16 protein-coding genes are annotated in these 17,427 nt (G+C 64.3%); 3 read left to right on the top strand and 13 right to left on the bottom strand.

What is annotated here, in order from left to right; all coding sequences use genetic code 11:
* Positions 1–132: 132 nt before the first annotated feature.
* Genes pilQ through pilM form a run of 5 tightly spaced genes read right to left on the bottom strand, consistent with a single transcriptional unit; the run spans position 133 to position 5,209 of the window.
* Positions 133–2,289, bottom strand: coding sequence for a temperature dependent type IV pilus secretin PilQ (pilQ, locus tag R2669_RS22640; protein ID WP_316902176.1), 2,157 nt, complete (start codon positions 2,287–2,289; stop codon positions 133–135).
* 2 nt (positions 2,290–2,291) lie between these two features.
* Positions 2,292–2,837, bottom strand: a complete 546-nt coding sequence (locus R2669_RS22635; protein ID WP_004634554.1) for a pilus assembly protein PilP — start codon at positions 2,835–2,837, stop codon at positions 2,292–2,294.
* Entirely contained in the window at positions 2,834–3,493 is a 660-nt protein-coding gene (locus R2669_RS22630) for a type IV pilus inner membrane component PilO (protein WP_316902112.1), read from the bottom strand. Before R2669_RS22630 ends, R2669_RS22635 begins: the two co-directional genes overlap by 4 nt.
* A 2-nt stretch (positions 3,494–3,495) precedes the next feature.
* On the bottom strand, positions 3,496–4,128 hold the full coding sequence (locus tag R2669_RS22625) for a PilN domain-containing protein (RefSeq protein ID WP_147215120.1): 633 nt from the start codon (positions 4,126–4,128) through the stop codon (positions 3,496–3,498).
* A gap of 10 nt (positions 4,129–4,138) precedes the next feature.
* Positions 4,139–5,209 (bottom strand): type IV pilus biogenesis protein PilM, encoded by a 1,071-nt coding sequence (gene pilM, locus R2669_RS22620; RefSeq protein ID WP_186829286.1) that lies wholly within the window; start codon positions 5,207–5,209, stop codon positions 4,139–4,141.
* A 452-nt stretch (positions 5,210–5,661) separates the two neighbouring features.
* Between pilM and R2669_RS22615 the strand changes: the two genes are divergently transcribed.
* Complete coding sequence (locus R2669_RS22615) at positions 5,662–8,076, top strand: penicillin-binding protein 1A (protein WP_316876715.1); 2,415 nt, start codon at positions 5,662–5,664, stop codon at positions 8,074–8,076.
* A 69-nt stretch (positions 8,077–8,145) separates the two neighbouring features.
* Here the strand turns inward: R2669_RS22615 and cyaY are convergent, their stop codons facing one another.
* On the bottom strand, positions 8,146–8,490 hold the full coding sequence (cyaY, locus tag R2669_RS22610; RefSeq protein WP_316891585.1) for an iron donor protein CyaY: 345 nt from the start codon (positions 8,488–8,490) through the stop codon (positions 8,146–8,148).
* A gap of 138 nt (positions 8,491–8,628) precedes the next feature.
* Between cyaY and lptM the strand changes: the two genes are divergently transcribed.
* Together lptM and lysA are read left to right on the top strand one after the other, a co-directional pair.
* The gene (gene lptM, locus R2669_RS22605) at positions 8,629–8,862 is read left to right on the top strand and encodes an LPS translocon maturation chaperone LptM (RefSeq protein ID WP_147215115.1); all 234 of its coding nucleotides are present in this window, start codon (positions 8,629–8,631) and stop codon (positions 8,860–8,862) included.
* A gap of 65 nt (positions 8,863–8,927) precedes the next feature.
* On the top strand, positions 8,928–10,187 hold the full coding sequence (gene lysA / locus R2669_RS22600; RefSeq protein ID WP_316902110.1) for a diaminopimelate decarboxylase: 1,260 nt from the start codon (positions 8,928–8,930) through the stop codon (positions 10,185–10,187).
* A gap of 62 nt (positions 10,188–10,249) precedes the next feature.
* Here the strand turns inward: lysA and msrQ are convergent, their stop codons facing one another.
* From msrQ to R2669_RS22565, 7 genes are all read right to left on the bottom strand, one after another.
* The gene (msrQ, locus tag R2669_RS22595) at positions 10,250–10,906 is read right to left on the bottom strand and encodes a protein-methionine-sulfoxide reductase heme-binding subunit MsrQ (protein ID WP_147215111.1); all 657 of its coding nucleotides are present in this window, start codon (positions 10,904–10,906) and stop codon (positions 10,250–10,252) included.
* Positions 10,907–10,913: 7 nt separating this feature from the next.
* Positions 10,914–11,909 carry a protein-methionine-sulfoxide reductase catalytic subunit MsrP gene (msrP, locus tag R2669_RS22590; RefSeq protein ID WP_316902107.1) on the bottom strand — a complete coding sequence of 332 codons (996 nt, stop codon included), beginning with the start codon at positions 11,907–11,909 and terminating at the stop codon, positions 10,914–10,916.
* A 95-nt stretch (positions 11,910–12,004) separates the two neighbouring features.
* Complete coding sequence (locus tag R2669_RS22585) at positions 12,005–12,865, bottom strand: anti-sigma factor family protein (RefSeq protein WP_316902106.1); 861 nt, start codon at positions 12,863–12,865, stop codon at positions 12,005–12,007.
* 8 nt (positions 12,866–12,873) lie between these two features.
* Positions 12,874–13,446 (bottom strand): RNA polymerase sigma factor, encoded by a 573-nt coding sequence (locus R2669_RS22580; RefSeq protein WP_316876707.1) that lies wholly within the window; start codon positions 13,444–13,446, stop codon positions 12,874–12,876.
* 25 nt (positions 13,447–13,471) lie between these two features.
* Positions 13,472–13,900, bottom strand: a complete 429-nt coding sequence (locus R2669_RS22575) for a COG4315 family predicted lipoprotein (protein ID WP_316891579.1) — start codon at positions 13,898–13,900, stop codon at positions 13,472–13,474.
* Positions 13,901–14,008: 108 nt separating this feature from the next.
* Complete coding sequence (gene ccsB, locus R2669_RS22570) at positions 14,009–15,196, bottom strand: c-type cytochrome biogenesis protein CcsB (RefSeq protein WP_316902104.1); 1,188 nt, start codon at positions 15,194–15,196, stop codon at positions 14,009–14,011.
* A gap of 7 nt (positions 15,197–15,203) precedes the next feature.
* Positions 15,204–17,408 (bottom strand): cytochrome c biogenesis protein ResB, encoded by a 2,205-nt coding sequence (locus R2669_RS22565; protein WP_316902102.1) that lies wholly within the window; start codon positions 17,406–17,408, stop codon positions 15,204–15,206.
* Between the last annotated feature and the right edge of the window lie 19 nt (positions 17,409–17,427).

Below are 17,427 nucleotides of genomic sequence, written 5' to 3'. Positions count from 1 at the left end.
GTGAAATCAGGAATTTGAGCTTGATTGTAGTGGCATTTGGTCACCATCCTGCACAAACCCGGCCGCATGACACAAAAAAGCCCGGCGCTCCACTCGGGAGGCCGGGCTTTCAGATGGCGATGCCGCCGCGGCTTACTTCAGCGACAGTTGGTCGGACAGCACGCGCGGGGTCAGGAAGACCAGCAGCTCCGTGCGGTTGTTGATCTTGTTGGTGCTCTTGAACAGATTGCCCAGCACCGGAATGTCGCCCAGCAGCGGCACCTTGTTGATGTCGGTCCGCTCATTCTGCGTGTAGATACCACCGATCACGACCGTGCCGCCGTTCTCCACCAACACTTGCGTCTGCACGTGCTTGGTGTCAATGGCGAAACCGTTGGTGGTCTGGATACCCACGCTGTCCTTGTTGACGTCCACATCGAGGAAGATGTTGCCGTCCGGCGTGATCTTGGGCGTCACTTCCAGCTTCAAGTTGGCCTTCTTGAACTGCACCGAAGTCGCACCGGAAGACGTCGCCTGTTGGTACGGAATCTCAGTACCTTGCTCGATCAGCGCCTTGATGTTGTCAGCAGTCACGACACGCGGGCTGGAGACGATCTTGCCGCGGCCGTCAGCCTCTAGCGCAGACAGTTCCAGCGCCAGGAAGCGGCCGGCACCGGCATTGAACAGGCTCACGGCCACGCTTGCCGCGTTCACGCCGTTGATGCCATTGGCGGGGAAGCTGATCGCGGGGCTGTTGTCCCACGTGGCGTTTTGCGTCACAGGCGACACCACGTTGGTGTAGGTATTGCCATAACCGGCACCGTTGGTCTTGGAGGCAAAGCCCAGTTTCGCGCCGAGGTTGCGGCTGAACGTGTCGTCCGCCTCGACGATGCGCGCTTCGATCATCACTTGGCGCACCGGAATGTCGATCTTCAGCAGGAACGCCTGCACTTCCTCCAGCTTGCTCGGGATGTCCGAGACGAACAGCTGGTTCGTACGCGTATCCGCCGTGAGCGAGCCGCGCTTGGACAGAATCCGGGAAGTCGTACCGCCAGCAGCACCACCTGCTCCACCTGCCGCGCCGGTACCCAGCAGCATGTTCCGCACATCGCCAGCGCTTTGATAATTCAGGCGGAACACCTGGCTGCGCAGCGGCTCCAGCTCGGTCACTTGCTGCTGCGACTCAAGCTCGGCCTTTTCCTTCGTGGCCAGCTCACCGCGCGGCGCAACCCACAGCACGTTGCCGTTGCGACGCGACGCCAGGCCCTTCGAATCCAGCACGATCTGCAGTGCCTGATCCCAGGGCACATCCTTCAGACGCAGCGACAGGGTGCCCGTCACGCTGTCGCTGGTCACGATGTTGAGGTTCGTGAAGTCTGCGAAGACCTGCAGCAACGAGCGCACATCGATGTTCTGGAAGTTCAGCGACAGGCGCTCGCCACGGTAGCCCGGGCCGGAAATCAGCTTGTTCGGGTCTTCCTTGGTCGGGCGCACTTCCACGACGAACTGCGTGTCGGTCTGGTACGAGCTGTACTGCCAGTTGCCGCGCGGCTCGATGATCAGGCGTGCGCCAGTGCCGTTGTCGGTGGCGCGCATGGCCTGCACCGGCGTGCCGAAATCGCTGACGTCATAGCGGCGCCGCAGCGACTGCGGCAGCGTCGCACCGACGAAATCGACGACAAGGTTCTGACCTTGCTGGGCGATGTTGATCGCCGAGTTGGCAGTCGACAGGTCGACCACCACACGACCGGCGAGATCCTCGCCGCGGCGGAAGTCAACGTTGCGCACCGCCGGACGCTCGGCGCCAGCGACGGGCGTCGGCGCCGAGAACGTCGGCGCCGCGACAGCCGCCGCCACCGGCGCAGCTTCCAGCGTCAGCACGTACTGGTTACCGCGCACTTCCGACTTGTATTGCGTCTGGCGCGACAAGTCGAGCACGACGCGGGTACGGTCGCCGATCTGCACGACGTTCGCCGAGCGCAGCAGCTTGCCGCCGTATTGGTAATTGGCGCGGCCTTGCGCGAAGCTCGCCCCGAAGAAGTCGATGGCGATGCGCGCAGGTTGCTGCGTGCTGAACTCCACCGGCTTCTGCGTCGGCGCGCTCTTGAGCGTGACCGTCACCACGGTGGATTCGCCGGCCGTGGCCTGCTCCACCTTTTCGATTGTGTTGCCGGAGACGGCCGCCGCAGGCGCCGCCTGCTGGGCGGCAGCCTGACCGGCCACCATGAACAGGCACAGCGAAAGCCATGCCACCGCGCCCCCCCGGGCCACTCGGGCTGCCTGCGACAGGCCACCCTTCACAAGACGCATCGTCATTGCGCGCTCTCCTGAACTTTCAGGGTCGTCATTTTTTCTTTCCATTCGGTCGTGCCTTCGCGCACCAGCTCACGCAGGGTGAGTTCCTGGTCTCCGATGCGGACGATGCGACCATAGTTTTGTCCGATGTACTGCCCCACATGCACATGCTGCGTCTTGTCCCCGACAGACACGACGGCTTCCGTCTCGCCATTGCGCTTCATCGTCCCGACCAGCTTGAAGGCTTCCAACGGATAGTCTTCCAGCGGCTCGCGACGGCGATTCGGTTCCGGCGATTCGTTCTGCGCGCGCGACAGCTCTGCCACCTTCTGCACGCTGAACGGATCAGTCTGCTTGGTGGTCGTGTATTCGCGCGGCGCGTAAGGCTTGGGCTCGGGCAGCGGCGGCACGGTCGTACTGACGCTCTGGCGCGCTTGCTGCATCCATTGCTGCAATTCATCGTCTTCGCTTGCGCCGCAGGCCGTCAGCACGACGGCCAGGCACAGCGGCGACAGACGCAGAACGTGCGACATGCGACGACGGCTCATGGTGCGGCCCCTCATTTGGCGCCTCCCTTGGCGGCTGCATTCGCCTTGCGCTGGGCAGCCTGCTCTTCGGCGTCGAGCGCCCGGTAGGCCTCGGCGCGCGTTTCCATCACCATGCCGCCATCCTTGGTGCCTGTCAGCGAGATGTTCTGCAGCGTGACGATGCGCGACAGCGCCGCCACATCGGCAGCAAACAGCGCCATGTCGTGATAGCGACCATTCACCTTCACCGCCACCGGGATCTCGGCGTAGTAGGGCTTGATCACCGCACCCGCCGGACGGAACAGGTCGAAGGTCAGCCCACGCGCGATACCGGCGTGGTTGACATCGGCCAACAGTGCATCCATCTCGGTCTTGTTGGGCAGTTGCAGCTCAAGCTTCGCGACACGCTGCTCCACCTCAGCCTTCTGCTTGCGCAGCGCTTCGAGGTTCACTACCTGCGCAAGCTTGCTCTGGTATGCCGACTTCAGGTTGTCCTGTTCGGTGCGCTTGGCGTCGCGCTCGTCAAACTTGCCGCTCCAGTAGAACTGCCAGCCCAGTCCGATCACCAGCACGGCGGAGAGAATCATGAACAGGATGCGCGGCGCCATCGGCCACGTTTCCGGCTCATTCAGGTTCAGGCCGCGGAACTGGCTGACCAGGTCTTCCAGCGAAATTTCGGTCGAGAGCGCCATGGTTATTTCCCCGCCGTGGCCGCACCCGGCTTGGCCGGCGCTGCCGGCTCGGCCTTCCATTGGAAGCGGATCGTGAAATTGAACAGGCGGCGCTGTTCCTTCAGGTTGTTCGTCATGGTGGTAGCCACCGATTCGCCCAGCTCAGCATGATCAAGCCAGGGCACGGCGCCCAGATTGCGCAGCAGGTCCGACACGCGCTCGTTGGACTGCGCCACACCGGATACGGTGTAACGGTCGCCATCCTGCTTGAGCGACGTGAGGTAGATGCCGTCCGGCACCTGGCGCACGAGCTCTTCGAGCAACTGCACCGGGCGGTTGCGCTGGTTCTGCAGGCTTTCCACCGCTTGCTGCCGTTGCAGCAGGTCGTCGATGTCCTTCTTGAGGGTGTTGACTTCGGCGATCTGCTTGTCCATCTCCGCGTTCTTCTGCGTGAGGATGTCGTTGATGCGTTGTGCCTCTTCGGTCTGGTGATCGATCACCATGCCGCCCAGAAACACCACCACCGCGCCCGCAACGGCGGCGCCGCCCAGGCTCATGAAGACTTTCTTGCGCTTACCGGCGCGTCGCTCTGCGTGATACGGCAGCAGGTTGACGCTGGGGAGCGCATTCACGGCATTCGCGCTTTCATTGGCCATCGTCAGCTCCTTATTGCAGCCCGCGCAGGGCGAGGCCTGCGCTGACGATGTAGGCCGGCAGATCGCGCTGCAGATAGCGCGCGTTGACGTTCTTGGCCGCGCCCATGTTGGCGAACGGATTGGCCAGCGTCGTGTTGATCTGCGTCTGCTGCTGGATCGCGGTCTGCACACCCAGCAACGATGCGTGGCCGCCCGACAGCACGATCTCGTCGACGCGACCGACGCTCGAAGTCGACAGGAAGTTCTGGATGGCCTGACCGACTTCCATGGCGAGTGTCTCAAGCGAGGGCTTGAGCAGCTGGCTGCGGTATTCGTCGGGCAGCGTGTTCTTGCGCTTCTTCACCTCGGCCTTGAGCAGGTCGAGGGAAAACAGGCGTGAGATGCTTTGCGTGAGCTGGTCGCCAGAACCGGACATCGGTTGCTCGTACAGCTCCTTCCAGCCTTGGTAGAACAGCGCGTGCGAGCGTGCCCCGCCCAGGTGGAACATCGCCACCACAGGCATGTCGCGCGTCTCGGTTTCGGTGGCGTCGGGCTTGACCGCCAGCATGTGCGTCATGGCGCGCTGGATGGCGTTTTCTTCCACGTCCATGACGATCGCTTTCAGACCGGCCATCTCGGCGGCGGTCACGCGCTCGGTCACGCGCTCGGACACCGTTGCCGTGACGCGCACGCCGATCCCGCCTTCGGTTTCGGACGGACCGATCACGACATAGTCGAAATTGACGTTCTGCGAGGGCGGAAACAGCCGGTTGGCTTCGCTCTCCACCTGCACGAAGAGCTCGTCTTCGGTCAGGTTGTCGGGCAGGCTGACGGTCTGCGATTCCGTCAGGCTTGCGGGAATGGCAAGCACGGCTTCCTTACCGCGAATGCCCGCCTTGGCGATGGCGCGCTTGAGCGCACTCCCCACCGCATCGATATTCACCAGATTGCCGTCAGCGACGGCACTGCGTTCAATCAGCTCGCTGGCGCATTTTTCGAGACGGAAATCCCCCTGCTTGCCGTTGGCGGACAACTCCACCACCTTGACGCTGGAAGACCCGATATCTATCCCGACGATATTGCGGCGCAGCAGGCCGGACAACAAACCCCGTCGCACAGAGACACCCCACCGTTTATAGTTTTTTGAACCCTGGCGCCCGTCGCAAATCCAACGTGCGCCATAGCCTGCTTAGATTTGCTGCTGGATTCTCACAAAATCCTTTAGAACAGGCAAACGCTCAGGCAGACCGCGATGCATTTCGCGCCATGCCCTTCCCAAAGCGTTGTCAAAACCCCACGGTCGGGGGATACCCCTTTCGTCTGACTTGATTTCCGCTCCGTCTACTTCTAACGGCCGATTCTTAGCCGCCTTGAATCAGGGTGCGGCGAGCGCACAATCCGCCCGCGGAACATGCATGACGCGGCGCACAAGTGCGCAGCGCTGCCCTGACGTGACAGTGGTTACGCGTTGTTACGTCCAGCGCGGCCAGACCCCCGAAGCCGCGACGATATAATCGCCGCCACGCTGACTGACACCCCCGGTGCCCACCTGTAATGGCTACTGCCCAAACCACCCCAGCTTCGCCCAAGCCGCCTAAAGCCCGCCGCCCGCTGTGGGCGCGATTGCTTCTCTGGATGCTTGGCCTGTTCGTTGCAATGGGGGTCGTCGGGGCGCTGCTGCTGGGCTATGCCCTGCTCGTCGCCGCGCCCAATCTGCCGTCGCTTGACGCCATCACCGATTACCGCCCGAAGATTCCGCTGCGTGTCTACACCGCCGACAACGTCCTCATTGGGGAATTCGGTGAGGAGCGCCGCAGCTTCGTGCCGATCACGCAGATGCCGGACGTGATGAAACGCGCGGTGCTGGCCATCGAGGATGACCGCTTCTACGAGCACGGCGGCGTCGACTTCATCGGCGTACTGCGCGCGGGCCTGGCGAACCTGCACGGCGGCCTGTCGCAAGGCGCGTCGACGATCACGATGCAGGTGGCGCGCAACTTCTTCCTGTCGAGCGAGAAGACGTACACGCGCAAGATCTACGAGATGCTGCTGTCGTACAAGATCGAGGCGAGCCTGACAAAGGATCAGATCCTCGAGCTGTACATGAACCAGATCTACCTGGGCCAGCGCGCGTACGGCTTCGCCAGCGCCGAGCAGATTTACTTCGGCAAGAACATCAAGGACATCACCCTGGCCGAAGCGGCCATGCTGGCCGGCCTGCCCAAGGCGCCGTCGGCGTACAACCCGGTGGTGAACCCGAAGCGCGCCAAGGTGCGTCAGGAATACATCCTGCAGCGCATGCGCGACCTGCACTACATCACGCCCGAGCAGTACACCCAGGCCATCAATGAGCAACTGCCGGTGCGTGGCGAAGGCCATGAGTTCGACGTGCACGCCGAGTACGTGGCCGAAATGGTGCGCCAACTCATGTATGCGCAATACCGCGAAGAAACCTACACGCGCGGCCTGAACGTCTACACGACGCTGCGCAAGGCCGACCAGGACGTGGCGTATCAGTCCGTGCGCCGAGGCATTCTCGACTACGAGCGCCGTCACGGCTATCGCGGCCCGGAAGCCTTCATCGACCTGCCCTCCGATGCCGAAGAGCGCGAACAGGCCATCGACGACGCCCTGCTCGAACATCCGAACAGCGACGATCTGCAGTCCGCCGTGGTGGTGAGCGTGACGCCCAAGCTGGTGCGCGCGACGATGCTGACCGGCGAGACGATCGATCTGTCCGGCGACGGGCTGCGCTTTGCACAGGCCGCGCTGTCGAACAATGCCCAGCCCAAGATCAAATTGCGCCCAGGCGCGGTGATCCGTGTGATCCAGGACACGAAGACGCAGAAGTGGTCGATCACGCAGCTGCCGGAAGTGGCCTCGGGCTTCGTCTCGCTCGATCCGCAGACGGGCGCGATCTACTCCATGGTTGGCGGCTTCGATTTCAACCGCAGCAAGTTCAACCACGTCACGCAGGCCTGGCGCCAGCCGGGTTCGAGCTTCAAGCCGTTCATCTATTCGGCGGCGGTGGACAAGGGTTTCTCGCCGTCCACGGTCATCAACGACGCGCCGCTCTCCATCCCGACCGGCGACACCGGTGGCCAGGTGTGGGAACCGAAAAACTACGGCGGCGGCTATGACGGCCCGATGACGATGCGCCGCGCGCTGCAGAAGTCGAAGAACCTGGTGTCGGTGCGCATCCTGCGGGCGATTGGTACCCAGTACGCGCAGCAATACATCACGCGCTTCGGGTTCGATGCCGATCGGCACCCCGCCTATCTGCCCATGGCGCTGGGCGCAGGTTCGGTCACGATGCTGCAGATGGCGAGCGGCTACTCGGTGTTTGCCAACGGCGGCTACCGCGTGAACCCGTACATCATCGATCGCGTGGTCGATGCGCGCGGCACGGTCGTGCAGCAAAGCCATCCGATGACCGCCGGCAAGGATGCCGTGCGCGTGATTGATCCGCGCAACGACTTCATCATGGATTCGCTGCTGCGCAGCGTGGTGTCGAACGGCACGGGCTACCAGGCCAAGGTCAAGCTGGGCCGCAACGACATGGCCGGCAAGACCGGTACCACCAACGACTCGTTCGACGCGTGGTTCTGCGGCTACACGCCCAAGCTGGTCGGCGTGGCCTGGATGGGCTACGACAACCCGCGCAGCCTGGGGGATCGCGAAACCGGCGGCGGCCTGGCCCTGCCGATCTGGATCAACTACATGAGCTACGCGCTCAAGGGCGAGCCGCAGACCGAACGTCAGCCGCCCGAAGGCGTCGTGCAGATGGCGGGCGACTGGGCCTACGAGGAATACGCCAACGGTCAGGGCGTGGCGTCGGTGGGCCTGGGCGATGCGCTGCCGGGAGCCTCGGCGCCGGGCGGCGACCCGTCACAACAGCCTGGCATCAACCTCGCGCCGACGCAGGAACAGGAGAAACAGAAGATTCTCGACATGTTCCGCGGCAACTGAACGTCGCGCCCATGAAAAAGCCGCCCTTCGGGGCGGCTTTTAATTTGGCATCCGACGAGAACGCTGCGCTCAGCCGGCCGCCAATGTCACGTCCACATCGCTTTGCTGGCTGACATAGCGCGAGAGCGCCACATACAGCTCTTCCTTGCTGCGCGTGTCGACCCAGCGGCCGTCGTCGCCGCGGCGAAAGTGGAAACCGCCGGCACGCGCCGCGACCCACAGTTCCTGCATCGGCGCTTGGCTGTTGACGATGATCTTGGAGCCATCGTCGAATTCAAGCGTCAGCACGTTACCGGTACGGTTGATCTCGATGTCGGCATCGGCCTCGTCGGCGGCCGTTTCGACGATGCTTTCGATGCGGGTGAGTTCCGCCTCGGCCAGCGCCAGGAACTCCGATTCGCTCAGGGGGGGCATGCTACACTCCAAAATCTTGCGCGGACGTTGCGTGGCGGCCATTTCCGGCCCTTCCTGACCAGCAGGCGCTTCGTCCCATATGACTCCGATTGCCGCAAGGGCCACACCCCTGGGGCATCCTTTCTGCACCATCATCCGATGATACGAACCGCCGCCATTGTAGCCACTGTCGGCCTGACCCTGACGGTCGCAGGCCTATCCGGCTGCGGAATTCGCGGGCCGCTGTACATGCCCAAGGTGCCGCCGGCGCCGACCGCGCCGCAAACAGCCGACCCCGGCATCGCCGGCCCCAACGCCGTGCCGCAGCCGCCGGTGCCTGGCGCTAAACCCGCAGCCGCAGATGCGGCCAGCGCGGTGCCCGCGAACCGCTGATCCCGTCCTTTTTGCTCAACCGGCACTGCCCTTATCCCGGGCGATGCCCAGAATGTTCCCCACTCATGTCCGAGTCCCTGATTCGCCAGGAAGGCGCGCTGATGATCGAAGGCGTCGCGCTGGATGCGATTGCCGCGCAGTTCGGCACGCCCACCTACGTGTACTCGCGCGCCGCGCTCACAGCCAACTATCGCGCCTACGCCGCCGCGTGCGAGGGCCGCAACGCGCACGTGCAGTACGCCATGAAAGCCAACTCCAACTTGGCCGTGCTGCAGGTGTTCGCACAGCTGGGCGCAGGCTTTGACATTGTGTCCGCCGGCGAACTGAAGCGCGTGCTGGCCGCCGGTGCGCCGGCCTCGAAGGTGGTGTTCTCGGGCGTGGGCAAGAGCGCGGACGAAATGCGTTTCGCGCTGGAAGTCGGCGTGGCGTGCTTCAACGTGGAGTCGATTCCCGAGCTGCACCGCCTGAACGACGTAGCCGGATCGATGGGCAAGGTCGCGCCCGTGTCGCTGCGCATCAACCCGGACGTGGACGCCAAGACGCACCCGTATATCTCGACGGGCCTGAAGGGCAACAAGTTCGGCGTGGCGTTTGACGAAGTGCTGCCGACCTACCGCGCGGCCGCCGCGATGCCGAACCTGCGCGTGGTCGGCATCGACTGCCATATCGGCTCGCAGATCACCGAGGTGTCGCCGTACCTGGATGCGCTCGACAAGGTGCTCGACGTGGTGACGCAGCTCGACGCCGAGGGCATCCGCCTGTCGCACATCGATGTGGGCGGCGGCTTGGGCATCACCTACACGGACGAGACGCCGCCGGACATCACCGCCTTTGCGCGCACGCTGCTGGACCGTGTCGAGCAACGCGGCTTCGGCGATCGCACCGTGCTGTTCGAACCCGGCCGCTCGCTGGTGGGCAACGCCGGCCTGCTGCTCACGCGCGTCGAATACCTCAAGCCCGGCGCGAGCAAGAACTTCTGCATTGTCGATGCGGCGATGAATGACCTCGCCCGCCCTGCGATGTACGAGGCGTATCACCACATCGTGCCGGTGCGCGAAAGCCAGAGCGCGCCGGTCGTGTACGACGTGGTGGGCCCGGTGTGCGAATCCGGCGACTGGCTGGGCCGCGACCGTTCGCTGGCGGTGCAGCCGGGCGACGTGCTGGCGATCCTGTCGGCGGGTGCATACGGCTTCACGATGAGTTCGAACTACAACACGCGCAATCGCGCAGCAGAAGTCATCGTCGATGGCGACAAAGTCCATCTGGCGCGCGAGCGCGAGTGCTTTGAAGACCTGATCCGCGGCGAGCATCTGTTCCCGGCGTAAGCCCGCATCGCAAAGAAAAAGCCGACGCGTCAACGTCGGCTTTTTTGTGGGCGCGACCGGTATCAATCACGCGCCGGCATCGCTCCTCCGGCCATCGCACTGCGCGGCGAGCGCCAAGCCCACCACACCCGCAGCCCGAGCAGCACCGCCATCACTGCGGCGTAGATCGACACCTCGGCAAAGTCATGCTTGCCGGCCTTGTGCCACCAGTAGTGCAGGATGCCGAGCACGCCCGTCACGTAGACAAGCCGGTGCAGCCACTGCCAACGCTTGCCGCCGAGCCTGCGCACCATCGCGTTGGTCGACGTGGCGGCCAGCGGAATCATCAGCACGAAGGCCGCAAAGCCTACGGTGATGAAGGGCCGCTTGACGATGTCCTTCAACATCGACGCTGGGTCGAGCCCGCGATCGACCAGCAACCAGATCAGGAAGTGGATCGTGCCGTAGAAGAACGTGTACAGCCCGAGCATGCGGCGAAGCCGGATCAGCCAGTTCATGCCCGTGATGCGGCGCAGCGGCGTGATGGCCAGCGTGCAGCAGAGCAGCACCAGCGTCCACGTACCGGTCGAGCGCGTGACGAACTCCAGAGGGTTGGCCCCGAACTGGTCTGTCGCGCCCAGGAAGACGATGCGCAGGAACGGCAGCAGCGCCACGATCCATGCGATCGCCTTCACCACACGCAATGGCTTGGGCGCCAACATCGGCGGCAGCAGTGTCATGTCGCCCTCAGAAGTTCTTGCGCAGGTCCATGCCTGCGTAAAGCGGCGCGACCTGCTCATAGCCGTTGAACATCAGCGTCTTGCGCTTGGGCGCGAACAGGCCGCCGAAGCCGCCTTTGTCCTCGCCGATACGGCGCTCGGTGGCCTGGCTCCATCGCGGATGATCCACGGTCGGGTTCACGTTGGAATAGAAGCCGTATTCGTTGGCCGCGGCAAGGTTCCAGCTCGTCGGCGGCTGCTTGTCGACAAAGCGGATCTTGACGATGGACTTCGCGCTCTTGAAGCCATACTTCCACGGCACGATCACGCGAACCGGCGCACCGTTCTGATTCGGCAACACCTGGCCGTAGAGGCCAAAGGTGAGCAATGCCAAGGGATGCATCGCCTCGTCCAGGCGCAGGCCTTCGCTGTACGGCCACTCCAGCACGGGGCTGCTGATGCCGGGCATCTGGCGCTTGTCGGCCAACGAGATGAATTGGACATACTTGGCGCTGCCCTGAGGCTCCACCCGCTTGATCAGCTCGGCCAAGGGGAAGCCCACCCATGGAATCACCATCGACCAGCCCTCGACGCAACGCAGGCGGTAGACGCGCTCTTCCATCGGCGCGAGCTTCATCAGGTCGTCCAGGTCGTAGGTTTTGGGCGTCTTCACCAAGCCTTCCACGCTGACTTGCCAGGGGTGCGGGCGCAGCGTGCCTGCATAGCGCGCCGGATCGGCCTTGTCGGTGCCGAACTCGTAGAAGTTGTTGTACGTGGTGACCTGTTCGTACGGGGTGGCTTTCTCCACGGTCGTGTACGCCGGGTTGGGCTTGCCGGCCAGCTTGGCCAGCGACGGGCTGGCGGCGAAGGCCTCGCGCGACGCCCACGGTGCCAGCGTTGCGCCGGCGGCGCCCATGGCAGCGGCAGTCAGGAAGCGGCGGCGCTGCTCGAAGATGTGCTGCGGCGTGATCTCGCCAGCGGGGATGTCCTCGCCACGCAGCCAGCGGTCAGTCTTGATCAACATGATTCGTGGTCCTCGTTGTGCGGGAACGCTGTCCCATGTGCGTTGGTCGCGCTCGCGCTGCCGACCTGACAGCGCGCCGCGAAAAAAATGGAGTGCTATTCCTTGGGCTCCGCCGACCCCGTGAATTCGCTGTACTGCCGAAAGACGACTTGCGCCACTTCCAGCAACTGCGCCCGCGCAAGAGGGCCGGCGACCGCAAACCCGAGACCATGATCCGCCCAGTAAAACGCCATTGGCGGCGGATGGTCGCCCACAGGATGGATCGCCTGCAGCACGCGGTTGTCGGGAGCAAGCTTCTCCAGACGGAAACCGGTATCGCGATTGTTCGGCATGCGCCGCAACTGCACGGAGATACGCGTGCCGCCCGGCCCCTCGTACATCAGCATGGCCGTCGGCGCGTCCGCCACCACCGTCTGCCGGCCGCCGATGAGCCGGTAGCCAAGCGACGTCAGGTCGGGAACGCGCAACTGTGCGTCGAGCCGGCGCGACAACCATGTGACGAGATGCGCCTCTTCATCAGCCGGCACTTCCACCATGTGTTTCGACTCGGGAGAAAAGACGACGTGCGATACGAGTGCATCGTTGGCGAAACGTTGCATGGGCAGGGTGCGCTCGGCCGCACCTCGACCAAGCCAGCCGGCGCCCGAGCCGATGGCCAGGCAAGCCACGCCCAGCGCCGCGACACTCCAGCCGCGCATCGCACCAAAAGCGGCTGCGGTCGGACGCCGCGCCGCCGCCAGGATTTCCGCCGGAATGCTGCGCCGCGGCACCGGTTCGTTCAGCAGCGGATCAAGCGCGCGGTGCAATTCCGCGTCGATCTTGCGCCACCCGGCGACTTCGGCAGCTGCGCCGGGGTGCGCGGCAAGATAAGCCTCCACGGCAGCACGGCGCGCGGCTGGCAAGCGGCCGTCGGCATACGCGTGGAGTTCGTCGATATGAATGGAATTGGAGGACATGGCCAGCCTCACTTCACGCGGTGCAGCGTTGCGCTGCCGCCATCGCCGGACGCCGCAAATGCGCTCGATGCGGCGGGCGCTCCCTCGAGCGCGGCACGCATCCGCTCGCGCGCCCGCGACAGCCGCGACATCACCGTGCCCACCGGCACGCCCAGCACGTCGGCGGCGTCCTTATAGGCGAACTGCTCCAGGCCGACCAGCAGCAATACCGCACGCTGATCTTCCGGTAGGGTCGCCAGGGCGCGGAGCAAGTCGCGGCGCAAGCCCGGGTCATCATCAACGGGAATCTCGGGGGGTGCGTCGCTCAGCTCGATCCGGTCGGGCCTGCGAACGGCGTTCAGGTGCAGCCGATGCATGATGGTCAGCAGCCAGGCAAACAGCCCATCGCTCTCGCCCTTGGCGCCGATCTGGCCGAGCGGCCCCAACCTGGGGCGCAACTGAAAGCGCCAGCGGTAGCGCCACGCGCGCTCCAGCGTGTCCTGGACGAGGTCGTCGGCGCCACTGGCGTCACGCACGAGCCCGCGCGCGTGGCGACGCAGGCGTGGCGTGAGCGCAATCAGCCGGCCGGCCAGATCGGACATGTGGGCGCGAGCGAGGGCGGCGTGCTTACGGCTTGGCGACGTGCCAAACGTTCATGAAGCCGTCGCCAGTCTGGTCGCCCGGCATCTTGTCCTTGGTCCAGAGGTAAAGCGGCTTGCCGCGATAGGCCCACTGCTTCTTGCCGTCGTCGCGCGTGATGATGGTGTAGTCGCCGGATGGCTTGTCGGCGTCATTGGCAGCCAGCGGCGGCCAGTTCTCGGCGCACTTGCCGTTGCAGGCGCTCTTGCCGGCCGTGGCGTCACGGTCAAACGTGTAGAGCGCCATGCCGTGTTGATCCGTCAGCGTGCCGTTGGTCACCTTCACGGCGGACGGCGTGGACGATGCCCCCATGCCCATGCCGCTGCAGCCGGCCAAACCGAGGGCGGCGAGCAGCGCGGCGCCGGCCATAGCCGTGCGCGAGTTGAACCACTTCGGGGAAGTTGCGGACTGGCTCATCTTGTTCTCCTTGGATGGAGGGGCACGCCGATCGCGCCCTCACTGAGCAGTAAACACGCCAGGCGCGTCTTTATTCCAGTCCGCTGAGATTTTTTTGTGACTGACGGCTTACAGCTCGCCGTAGCTGTGCAGGCCCGAGAGGAACATGTTCACGCCCAGGAAGGCGAACGTCGTCACCAGCAGGCCGATCAACGCCCACCAGGCGGCCATGCGACCGCGCAGTCCCTTCATCAGGCGCATGTGCAGCCACGCGGCGTAGTTCAGCCAAACGATCAGCGCCCAGGTTTCCTTCGGGTCCCAGCTCCAGTAGCCGCCCCAGGCGTCGGCCGCCCACAGCGCACCCAGGATCGTCGCGATGGTGAAGAACGCAAAGCCGACGGTGATGGCCTTGTACATCACATCGTCCAGCACCTCGAGCGAGGGGAGACGATCGGCCAGCACGCCGCGCTCCTTCAGCAGAAAGGCCGCGCCCACCATGGCCGACAGGGCGAACGTGCCGTAGCCGATGAAATTGGCCGGTACGTGGATCTTCATCCACCAGCTCTGCAACGCCGGCACCAGCGGCTGGATCTCCTGCGCGCTGCGCGAGACCGTGTACCACAGCAGAAAGCCCACGGCTGCCGATACCACCAACATCACGAACGGACCCAGCGCACGCGTCTTATAGCGTTGCTCGTAGTACAGATAGAACAGCGAGGTGATCAACGTAAAGAGGATGAATACCTCGTACAGATTCGAGATGGGGATGTGGCCGATGTCGGCACCGACCAGGTACGACTCGTACCACCGCACAAGCATGCCGGTCAGGCCCAGCACCACCGCTGCCCAGCACAGCTTGCTGCCGATCGCCCCGCCCGCTTCCCAGCGCAGTGCCAGCCCCGTCCAGAAAAACAGCGTGGACAGGAAGATCAGCGCACTCATCCACAGGATGGCCGACTGGCTGGCGAGGAAGTACTTGAGGAGGAAGGCCTGCTCGGCGCGGGCGAGGTCCGGGCCATTGGCGCCGGCGTATTGCGAGATGCCGAACAGCGACAACACGGCGATGCCGATCATCAGCACGCGCACGGGCTTCCACGTCCAGCCAAGCCATGCGAACGCGGGCACGGCGGCAACGAGAATGCCGCGCTCGTAGCCGTCCATATAGGCGCCGTAGCGCGAGAAGGCGTAACCGGCGCCTGCGGCCAGCATTGCAGCAAACAGCCAGTCAAACCAGCCCAGGCGGCGGAAATACGACGGGCGCTCAAGCGCACCCAGATCAGCGCTCGCCACGGTCGTTTGGGGATTGGTCGCTTCCATCACCTGCTCACTTCGTTGGTTTGGGGTCGACGCTCGCTGCAGTGGCGGCATCGGGTGCGGCTGGGGCGCCTGCCGCGGCACGGATATCGTGTTTGAGGCGCTCGAACTCGCGGTCGAAGTCGAGCGTGCGGCGCATGGTCGACATGGCGGTCAGCACATGTGCGCCGGAAGCGCTTTCGTTGGCTTGGCCGGATTGCGGCCGAATCCACAGCCACCAGCGGCGCTCACGCACGTAGAACATCGAAAACACGCCCAGCACCAGCAGCAACGACCCAAGATACACGATGTTTTTGCCCGGCGCACGTGTGAGCTGGAACACGCTGGCCTGTACCTGCTGGAAGTCGTTCAACTGCAGATAGACCGGTGCGCCGTAGAAGACGTTGTCCGAAAGCGCGTTGATGGCGCTCTGCAACCACTGGCTGCTGGCGGCGTCCACGGTGGGTGCCGGCAAGCCATCCTGCGCGCGGGCGAGTTGCCACAGCTCCCACATGGAGCTGTTGATGATCTTCATCAGCACATCGGCAGCTTTCTCGCGCTCGCCTTCGGGCACCGATTTCTGCAGGAACGTGGCGACCGCCGCAAAGCCGCCCTGTGCACCGGCTGTGCTGTCCTTGACATCGGCGGCGCCGGCAAAGAGGTCGAGCGCGCGACGGGCGCTTTCCATCAGCTGGTTGCGCAACTCCGCGCGCTGCTCGCCGGGCATGGAGAGCAACGCAAACCGGCGTGCCGCTTCGCCGCGCATCGCCGGATTCTGCAGCGCCGCGCGCAGGCGCATCCAGTCGGCGACGGTGCCTTGCGCATCGGCAGGAATGCGCAGATAGCGGAACGGCTCGTCCGGCTGCGAACGCATGCCGGCCAGGAACACCGATTGCCCATCGAGCGTGACGGGCTGCATGTAGTTGCTGAATTCGTGTGCCTGGCCATTGGCGTCGCGCAGCTTGTACTGCACGGAGGGGCCGACGTTGCGCAGATCGCGGTCGCGCGTCATCTTGGTGACGTTGCCCAGCTCCGCGCGCAGACCATTTTCCGCACCGCCCTTCTTGCCGACACCGCGCGCGTCCTGCTTGCCCGAGGCGTCGGTCACCGTTTCCACATTCATCAGGCGGAAGTCGGAAAACTCGACCGTGTAGTCGCCGCCTTTGCCGGTGAGTTTCGAGCTTTCGCCCACGACGCCCGACATGTCGAATGTCTTGGGGTTGTCGCCGCGCATCGGGTAGCCGGTCAGCTTGAGTTTCGAGCCACCATCTTCAAAGCTCGACTGGTAGATCGCCACGCCGTCATAGACGAACGGCTTGTTGACCTCCACACGCGCTGCGGTGTGCTTGCCGGTGCGGCGGTCGGTCACGACGATGTCGCTGGCGAATAGCTTAGGCATGCCGGTCGAGTAATGCTCGACCGTGAACTTCTTGAGCGTGATCATGAACGGCAGGTCCTGGATCAGCGCGCCGTCGGCGATGTTCAGAATCGCCGTGCTGACGGTCGAGCCTTCCGGCACGAAGGCGTTGCCGCGGAATCCTGGGTTCGATGTCGACAGCCGATGCTCCGGGCCGATATCGCTGATGACCGCATTGCCCTTGATGGGCGATTTGCCGCCAAACCACATCTGCGCGCGGATCATCATGTCGCCGTCGAGCAAGCCGCCGATGCAGATCACGACGATGGCCGTGTGCGCCAGGATGTAGCCGATCTTGTTGCCTGCCCCCGCCTTTGTCGTAATGAGCGTGGCGCCACCCTCGCGCGCGAACGCCTTGATGCGGAAACCGCGGTTCTGCGCGAGTGCGGCCAGACGCGCGGTCACGGTCGCCGTATCCACGGACGAATCGAATTCGTCCCGATGATGGAACGCCCGCAGGCTGCCTTCGCGCACGTTCTCGCGCCAGGAGCGCATGTCGGCGAGCATTTTGGGGGCATTGCGCACGATGCACAGCGACGTCGACACCACCAGGAACGCCAGGATCAGAAGAAACCACCACGCGCTGTAAACGGTGGGCAGCGTCAGAGAGCGGAACACATCGGCCCAGAACGGCCCGAACTGGTTGACGTAGTTCGGGTACGGATCGTTCTGCTTGAGCACCGTGCCGATCACGCTGGCAATGGCAATCACCGTCAGCAGGCTGATCGCGAAGCGCATCGACGACAGCAGCTCAACCGTTTCACGCAGCGCGCGACGGCGAGAGCGGATCTGGACGCCGGAAGTGGAGACCGAAGACATGCGGGGAAACAACCTGTTC

The sequence above is a fragment of the Ralstonia edaphi genome (genome assembly GCF_958350185.1).
Taxonomy (GTDB): domain Bacteria; phylum Pseudomonadota; class Gammaproteobacteria; order Burkholderiales; family Burkholderiaceae; genus Ralstonia; species Ralstonia edaphi.
The sequence above is the reverse complement of the archived record's forward strand: the minus strand, read 5'-3'. Positions and strand labels throughout refer to the sequence as shown.

What these genes read in the sequence shown, in the direction of transcription:
- pilQ (WP_316902176.1), bottom strand. Translation starts at nt 2,289, where the DNA reads ATGCGTCTTGTGAAGGGTGGCCTGTCGCAGGCAGCCCGAGTGGCCCGG.
- R2669_RS22635 (WP_004634554.1), bottom strand. Translation starts at nt 2,837, where the DNA reads ATGAGGGGCCGCACCATGAGCCGTCGTCGCATGTCGCACGTTCTGCGT.
- R2669_RS22630 (WP_316902112.1), bottom strand. Translation starts at nt 3,493, where the DNA reads ATGGCGCTCTCGACCGAAATTTCGCTGGAAGACCTGGTCAGCCAGTTC.
- R2669_RS22625 (WP_147215120.1), bottom strand. Translation starts at nt 4,128, where the DNA reads ATGGCCAATGAAAGCGCGAATGCCGTGAATGCGCTCCCCAGCGTCAAC.
- R2669_RS22615 (WP_316876715.1), top strand. Translation starts at nt 5,662, where the DNA reads ATGGCTACTGCCCAAACCACCCCAGCTTCGCCCAAGCCGCCTAAAGCC.
- cyaY (WP_316891585.1), bottom strand. Translation starts at nt 8,490, where the DNA reads ATGCCCCCCCTGAGCGAATCGGAGTTCCTGGCGCTGGCCGAGGCGGAA.
- lptM (WP_147215115.1), top strand. Translation starts at nt 8,629, where the DNA reads ATGATACGAACCGCCGCCATTGTAGCCACTGTCGGCCTGACCCTGACG.
- lysA (WP_316902110.1), top strand. Translation starts at nt 8,928, where the DNA reads ATGTCCGAGTCCCTGATTCGCCAGGAAGGCGCGCTGATGATCGAAGGC.
- msrQ (WP_147215111.1), bottom strand. Translation starts at nt 10,906, where the DNA reads ATGACACTGCTGCCGCCGATGTTGGCGCCCAAGCCATTGCGTGTGGTG.
- msrP (WP_316902107.1), bottom strand. Translation starts at nt 11,909, where the DNA reads ATGTTGATCAAGACTGACCGCTGGCTGCGTGGCGAGGACATCCCCGCT.
- R2669_RS22585 (WP_316902106.1), bottom strand. Translation starts at nt 12,865, where the DNA reads ATGTCCTCCAATTCCATTCATATCGACGAACTCCACGCGTATGCCGAC.
- R2669_RS22580 (WP_316876707.1), bottom strand. Translation starts at nt 13,446, where the DNA reads ATGTCCGATCTGGCCGGCCGGCTGATTGCGCTCACGCCACGCCTGCGT.
- R2669_RS22575 (WP_316891579.1), bottom strand. Translation starts at nt 13,900, where the DNA reads ATGAGCCAGTCCGCAACTTCCCCGAAGTGGTTCAACTCGCGCACGGCT.
- ccsB (WP_316902104.1), bottom strand. Translation starts at nt 15,196, where the DNA reads ATGGAAGCGACCAATCCCCAAACGACCGTGGCGAGCGCTGATCTGGGT.
- R2669_RS22565 (WP_316902102.1), bottom strand. Translation starts at nt 17,408, where the DNA reads ATGTCTTCGGTCTCCACTTCCGGCGTCCAGATCCGCTCTCGCCGTCGC.